Origin of the sequence: Roseomonas sp. GC11 (assembly GCF_024437745.1) — a bacterium.
Lineage (GTDB): Bacteria > Pseudomonadota > Alphaproteobacteria > Acetobacterales > Acetobacteraceae > Pseudoroseomonas.
Genome location: NZ_JANFNY010000074.1, coordinates 21,368 through 27,367, shown reverse-complemented (window position 1 = coordinate 27,367; position 6,000 = coordinate 21,368). Strand labels below are relative to the sequence as shown.

Below are 6,000 nucleotides of genomic sequence, written 5' to 3'. Positions count from 1 at the left end.
GCGCCCCCACGGCGCCGCAGCGCCCGGCCATGCCGCAGCCCAGCGCCCCCGTGCGCGTCGGCACCGGCCCCAATGCCGGCGCCCCGCGCCGCCCCGCCGGCATGGCCCCCAGCCTGCCCCAGGGGATGGCACAAGGGGGGATGGCCCAGGGGGGGATGGCGCATGGCTACCAGGGCGGCCAGCAGGCCCTGCCGCATGGCTATGGCCAGGCGCCGGCCGCGCCGGTCAACCCGCCCGTCTCCTTCGAGCCGCCGGCCTCCCAGCCGGTCGAGGCCCCCTCGCCCGAGGACATGCCGGCCCCGCTCGCCCATACCGAGCTGCCGGCCATGCGCGGCCCCGCCGTCGCCACGCCGCGGCCGATGGCGCCGCCGCCGGTCTCCGCCCCGCCGGCCAGCTCGGGCGGCTTCAACCTCTTCCGCAAGGCGACGGGGCTGATGCGCCGCAACCTCGCGGCCGAGGGTGACGCGCCGCGCCCCGTGGCGCCGCAGCCGGTGGCCCAGCCGCAGCAGGCCGCGCCGCGCCCCGCCCCGGCCCCCGTCGCCCCGCCGGCCGAGGAAATGGGCCTCGACATCCCGACCTTCCTGCGCCGCCAGAACAACTGACGGCAGCAGCAGGCGGCGGGCAGGCCGCCGGCGATCACCATGGCGATCACGCCGGCGAGAGCCTGTTTCAAACCCCCTCACACAGCCCAGCCCCGCGCCTCCGGCGCGGGGCTTTTTGCATCGCATTAGGCGTTTTCCATCAAGCACTTAGCAGCGAAACCTCGACGGAAATAATCGGTAATAAGGGTTGACTCGCCCTGGCCGCCGCCCCCTGCCATCTAGATCATGACGCAACGGCCTGCGGCAGGATTCCTTGCCGGCACGTTTACAGGCCAGACAGTGCATGGGGCAGTGATGGACGGTTTCCTCGCAGCAGGGATGGATCGGCGCAGGACGCTCAAGGCGGCCATCGGCTGCGTGGGTGTCGGCCTGCACTCCGGCCACCGTGCCAGCCTGACCCTGCGCCCCGCCCCGGCCGGGCACGGCATCGTCTTCCGCCGCACCGATCTCGGCCTCGACATCCCGGCGCGCTTCGACCTCGTCTCCGACACCCGCCTCTGCACGGCCCTCTCCCTCCCCGGGCGGCCGGAGGCGCGCATCGGCACCATCGAGCATGTGATGGCCGCCCTGGCCGCCTGCGGGCTCGATGACGTGCTGGTCGAGGTGGACGGGCCGGAAGTGCCCATCATGGACGGCTCGGCCGCCCCCTTCCTCTTCCTGATCGACTGCGCCGGCACCACCGCCAGCCTGCTGCCCCGCCGCACCATCGAGGTGCTGAAGACGGTGCGCGTCGAGGACGGCGCCGCCTGGGCCGAGCTGCGCCCCACCGCCACGCCGGGCTTCGAGGCCGCGCTGGAGATCGATTTTCCCTCCGTCGCCATCGGCCATCAGGCGCTGACGCTGCGCGTCACCGAGGCGAGCTTCCGCGAGTCCCTGGCCAATGCCCGCACCTTCACCCTGGCCGAGGATGTGGCGCGGCTGCGCGCCGCCGGCCTCGCCCAGGGCGGCAGCCTGGACAATGCCGTGGTGGTGGACGGCCCGATGGTGCTGAACCCGGGCGGCCTGCGGCACGAGGATGAATGCGTGCGCCACAAGCTGCTCGACGTGGTGGGCGACCTCGCCCTGGCCGGCGCGCCGCTCTCCGCCCGCTTCAGCGGCAGCCGCTCCGGCCATGCGCTGAACAACAGGCTGCTGCGCGCCCTCTTCGCCGACGCCACCGCCTGGCGCTGGCAGGATGAGATGGAGGAGGAGCTCACCCTCTCCCGCGCGCCGCGCCGCGCCGCCGAGGCCGTGGCGGCCTGAGCGCCGCCACGCCCTCCCATCCCCTTCCCCGCCCCCCCGACCACACGGCTGCCCGCATCATGTCCCGCCCCCCTTGCCGTCCCGCCCGGGGCGCGTGGTATAGAGCGGGCGCCATGCGCACCCGCCTGAACCGCACCCTCCGCCTCTCCCTGATCCTGGCCGCCCCCCTCCTGGCGGGCGCCTGCTCGCAGTGGGACGGCAAAGACAGCTCCTTGCGCCCGAAGGCCTCGATGGCCGAGCAGTCGCCGGACGCGCTCTACGCGGCGGGCATCGATGCCCTGCGGCAGGAGCGCTACCAGCAGGCGGTCGAGATGTTCGATGGCGTCGCCAACGAGCACCCCTATTCGACCTGGGCCACCAGCGCGACGCTGATGTCCGCCTATGGCGACTACATGCGCAACCGCTACACCGAGGCCATCGGCGGGCTGGACCGCTTCATCCAGCTCCACCCGGCGCATCGCGACATCGCCTATGCCTACTACCTGCGCGCGCTCTGCTACTACGAGCAGATCGTCGATGCCGAGCGCGACCAGCGCGGCACGGAAACCGCGCTCGGCCAGTTGCAGGACGTGGTCAACCGCTTCCCCGACAGCGCCTATGCCCGCGACGCCCGGCTGAAGATCGATCTGGCGCGCGACCACCTCGCCGGGCGCGAGATGAATATCGGCCGCTTCTATGAGTCGCGCGGCCTCTACTCCGCCGCCATCGGCCGCTTCCGGCGCGTGGTGGAAGACTACCAGACCACCAACCACGTCCCCGAGGCGCTGCACCGGCTGACGGAAATCTACCTCGCCCTCGGCCTGCCGGAGGAAGCGCGGCGCACCGCCAGCGTGCTCGGCCACAACTACCCGGGCAGTTCCTGGTATGAGGATTCCTATGCCCTGCTGGTCGATGGCAAGACCATCGAGGCCCAGCAGTCGCAGGAGCGCCCCGGCTTCTTCCGCCGCGCCTGGAACTCGGTGTTCTGAGAGAGGGCTTGAGACGTCCGGCGCTGCCTCTTGAGAGGGGCTTCACCCCTCTCAAACTCTCCCGACCAAAGGCCTGAGGCCTTTGGAAACCCTTTCTGGAGGCGGGTGCAGGGGACCCCGTCCCCTGCTGGGGGCGAGGGGGCAAAGCCCCCTCAAGGCCACAGGCGCCCAACGTTGTCCAACAGCCTCTGACACGGCCCAGGCGGTGCGGCAGAGGCCGGCAGGAGGCTGACCCGCCATGCAGGTGCAGAAGGCGCCATGCTGACCTCGCTCGCCATCCGCGATGTCGTCCTGATCGAGCGGCTGGACCTCATGCTGGGCGCCGGCCTCACCGTGCTGACGGGTGAGACGGGCGCCGGCAAGTCCATCCTGCTCGACAGCCTGGGCCTCGCCCTCGGCCAGCGGGCGGAGGCCGGCATGGTCCGCGCCGGGCAGGCCCAGGCCTCCGTCATCGCCTGCTTCCAGCTTCCCCCCGCCCACCCCGCCAACGACCTGCTGCGCGAGCAGGGCATCGAGACGCAGGACGAGCTGGTGCTGCGCCGCGTGGTGCAGGCCGATGGCCGCTCCCGCGCCTTCGTCAATGATGAGCCGGTGGGCGTCGCCCTGCTGCGCCGCCTGGGCGCGCTGCTGGTCGAGGTGCAGGGCCAGCATGACCAGGTGGGCCTCGCCGATCCCGCGACCCATGCCGGGCTGCTGGACGCCTTTGGCGGGCTGGAGGGGCAGCGCGGCCGGGTGGCCGATACCTTCCGCGCCTGGCGCGCCGCCGAGCGCGCCCTGAAGGACGCCCAGGAGGCCATCGCCCAGGCCCAGCGCGACGAGGAATGGCTGCGCCACGCCGTCGAGGAACTCTCCGCCCTGGCGCCGGTGGAGGGCGAGGAGGAAGCCCTGGCGGCCGAGCGGCAGGCCATGCAGCAGGGCGAGCGCCGGGCGGAGGCGGTGGCCGCCGCCCTGGCCGAGCTTCAGCCGCGTGACCGCCGTGGCAGCGCCGGCCCCGCCGCCGCGCTGCGCAACGCCGCCCGCGCGCTGGAACGCCTGCCCGCCCCCAATGAGGAAGCCACCCCCATCCTGGCCGCGCTGGGCCAGGCGCAGGACGCGCTCTCCGAGGCGGAAGGGCTGCTGGAGCGCCTGACCGGCGAGCTGGGCCCCGACCCCCGCCGGCTGGAACAGGTGGAGGAGCGCCTCTTCGCCCTGCGCGCCGCCGCCCGCAAGCACGCCGTGGCGGTGGTGGAACTGCCGGGGCTGCTGCGCGACCTCGCCAGCCGCCTCGCCGCGCTGGATGCCGGGGCGGAGCGCGCCGCCGCGCTGGAGGAGGCCGCCCGCACCGCCCGCGCCGCCTATCAGCGCGAGGCCGAGGCCCTCTCCGCCGCCCGCGCCGCCGCCGCCCGCCGGCTGGAGCAGGCCGTGGCGGCCGAGCTGGTGCCGCTGAAGCTGGACCGCGCCCGGCTGCATATCGAGATCGCCGCGCGCGAGGAACGCGCCTGGGCCGCCGACGGGCAGGACCGGGTCACTTTCCTGGTCTCCACCAATCCCGGCCAACGGCCGGGGCAACTGGAAAAAATCGCCTCGGGCGGCGAGCTGTCGCGGCTGATGCTGGCGCTGAAGGTGGTGCTGGCGCGCGGCTCGCCCGTGCCCACCCTGGTGTTTGACGAGGTCGACTCGGGCATTGGCGGCGCCACCGCCGCGGCGGTGGGCGAGCGGCTGGCGCGCGTGGCGGAGCGGTTGCAGGTGCTCGTCGTCACCCATTCGCCGCAGGTGGCGGCGCGCGGGGCGCAGCATTGGCGCGTCGCCAAGGGCGTGCGGGCAGACCGGGCGGAGACGCGGGTGGAAGCCCTCTCGGCCGAGGCGCGGCGCGAGGAAATCGCCCGCATGCTGGCCGGCGAGACCATCACCGAGGCAGCGCGGGCGGCGGCCGACTCGCTGTTGCGGTAAGCTTGGCCAGGGAGGGCGCCGCCCTCCCTGGACCCTCCCGCCGGGGTGGCACGGCCACCCCGGACCCCGCGCAAAGTATGTTCAGCGGCGCGCGGAAAGCTGGGCCACATAATTGTCGAAGCTCAGCTCGGAAATGCGGTGCCACAGCCGCATCTCGTCGCGCCCCTTGCTCCAGCTCGCATGGATAGCGGCGAAATCCGGGTTGCGGGCGACGATCTCGCGCTCCAGCTCTTCCCAGGTGCGGGCGCAGGCATCGAGCATCTCGCGCGAGAAGGGCCGCAGCTTCGCGCCCTGCGCCACCAGCCGGCGCAGCGCCGCCGGGTGGTGGGTGTCGTAGCGCGCCACCATCCACTGCGAGCCCTCGACGCAGGCGGTGCGGATGGCCGCCTGGTAGTGCTTCGGCAGCGCCCGGTACTGGTCGAGGTTGCAGAAGAAATGGGTGCTGGCCGCGCCCTCCCACCAGGCCGGGTAGTAGTAGAAGGGGGCGACGCGGACGAAGCCCAGCTTCTCGTCATCCACCGGGCCAAGCCACTCCACGGCGTCGATCGTGCCGCGCTCCAGCGCCGGGTAGATATCGCCGCCGGCGAGCTGCTGCGGCACGCCGCCCATGCGCTCCAGCACCGTGCCGGCGAGGCCGCCGATGCGCATCTTCAGCCCCTTGAGGTCGGCCGGCGTCGGCACTTCCTTGCGGAACCAGCCGCCCATCTGCGCCCCCGTCGAGCCCAGCGGCAGGCCGAAGACGTTGAACTTGGCGTAGAGGGTGTTCATCAGGTCGATGCCGCCGCCCTCATACATCCACGCCATCTGCTGGCGGGTGTTGAGGCCGAAGGGCAGGCCGGTGCCGATGGCGAAAGCCTCGTTCTTGCCGGTGTAGAAGAAGCTGGTGGTGTGGGCGCATTCCACATTGCCGCCCTGCACCGCGTCCAGCGCCTGGAGCGGCGGAGTGATCTCGCCAGCGCCAAAGACGCGGATCTGGAACTGCCCGTCCGTCAGCTCGGAGACGATGCGGGCGAAGGTCTCGCCCGTGCCGTAGATGGTCTCCAGCGACTTCGGATAGGAGGAGGTCATCCGCCAGCGCAGCGCCGGATTGGCGCGGGCGATGGCCGGCATGGCCAGGGCGGCGGCGGTGCCAGTGGCGAGGCTCGCCTGGCGGAACAGGGCGCGACGGCGCATCGTAGAGTTTCCTGCCGTTTGATCTTGCGTGAGAAGGCGCAGGAACCACAACAAAGCGTCCAGGACCAGGGGGCCAGGAATAACAA

Annotated in this window: 4 protein-coding genes and 1 pseudogene; 4 read left to right on the top strand and 1 reads right to left on the bottom strand. The window is 72.6% G+C overall.

Going from position 1 to position 6,000, the window contains the following annotated elements:
• From NON00_RS19380 to recN, 4 genes and pseudogenes are all read left to right on the top strand, one after another.
• Positions 1–602: pseudogene (locus tag NON00_RS19380) on the top strand (hypothetical protein); the annotation flags it as partial.
• 294 nt (positions 603–896) lie between these two features.
• Positions 897–1,844 (top strand): UDP-3-O-acyl-N-acetylglucosamine deacetylase, encoded by a 948-nt coding sequence (gene lpxC / locus NON00_RS19375; RefSeq protein WP_256024352.1) that lies wholly within the window; start codon positions 897–899, stop codon positions 1,842–1,844.
• 113 nt (positions 1,845–1,957) lie between these two features.
• Positions 1,958–2,812, top strand: a complete 855-nt coding sequence (locus NON00_RS19370; protein WP_256024351.1) for an outer membrane protein assembly factor BamD — start codon at positions 1,958–1,960, stop codon at positions 2,810–2,812.
• A gap of 258 nt (positions 2,813–3,070) precedes the next feature.
• On the top strand, positions 3,071–4,741 hold the full coding sequence (gene recN / locus NON00_RS19365) for a DNA repair protein RecN (protein WP_256024350.1): 1,671 nt from the start codon (positions 3,071–3,073) through the stop codon (positions 4,739–4,741).
• Positions 4,742–4,822: 81 nt separating this feature from the next.
• Here the strand turns inward: recN and NON00_RS19360 are convergent, their stop codons facing one another.
• A complete protein-coding gene (locus NON00_RS19360; protein ID WP_256024349.1) occupies positions 4,823–5,914 on the bottom strand; it encodes a TRAP transporter substrate-binding protein in 1,092 nt (363 codons plus the stop codon).
• Positions 5,915–6,000 lie beyond the last annotated feature (86 nt).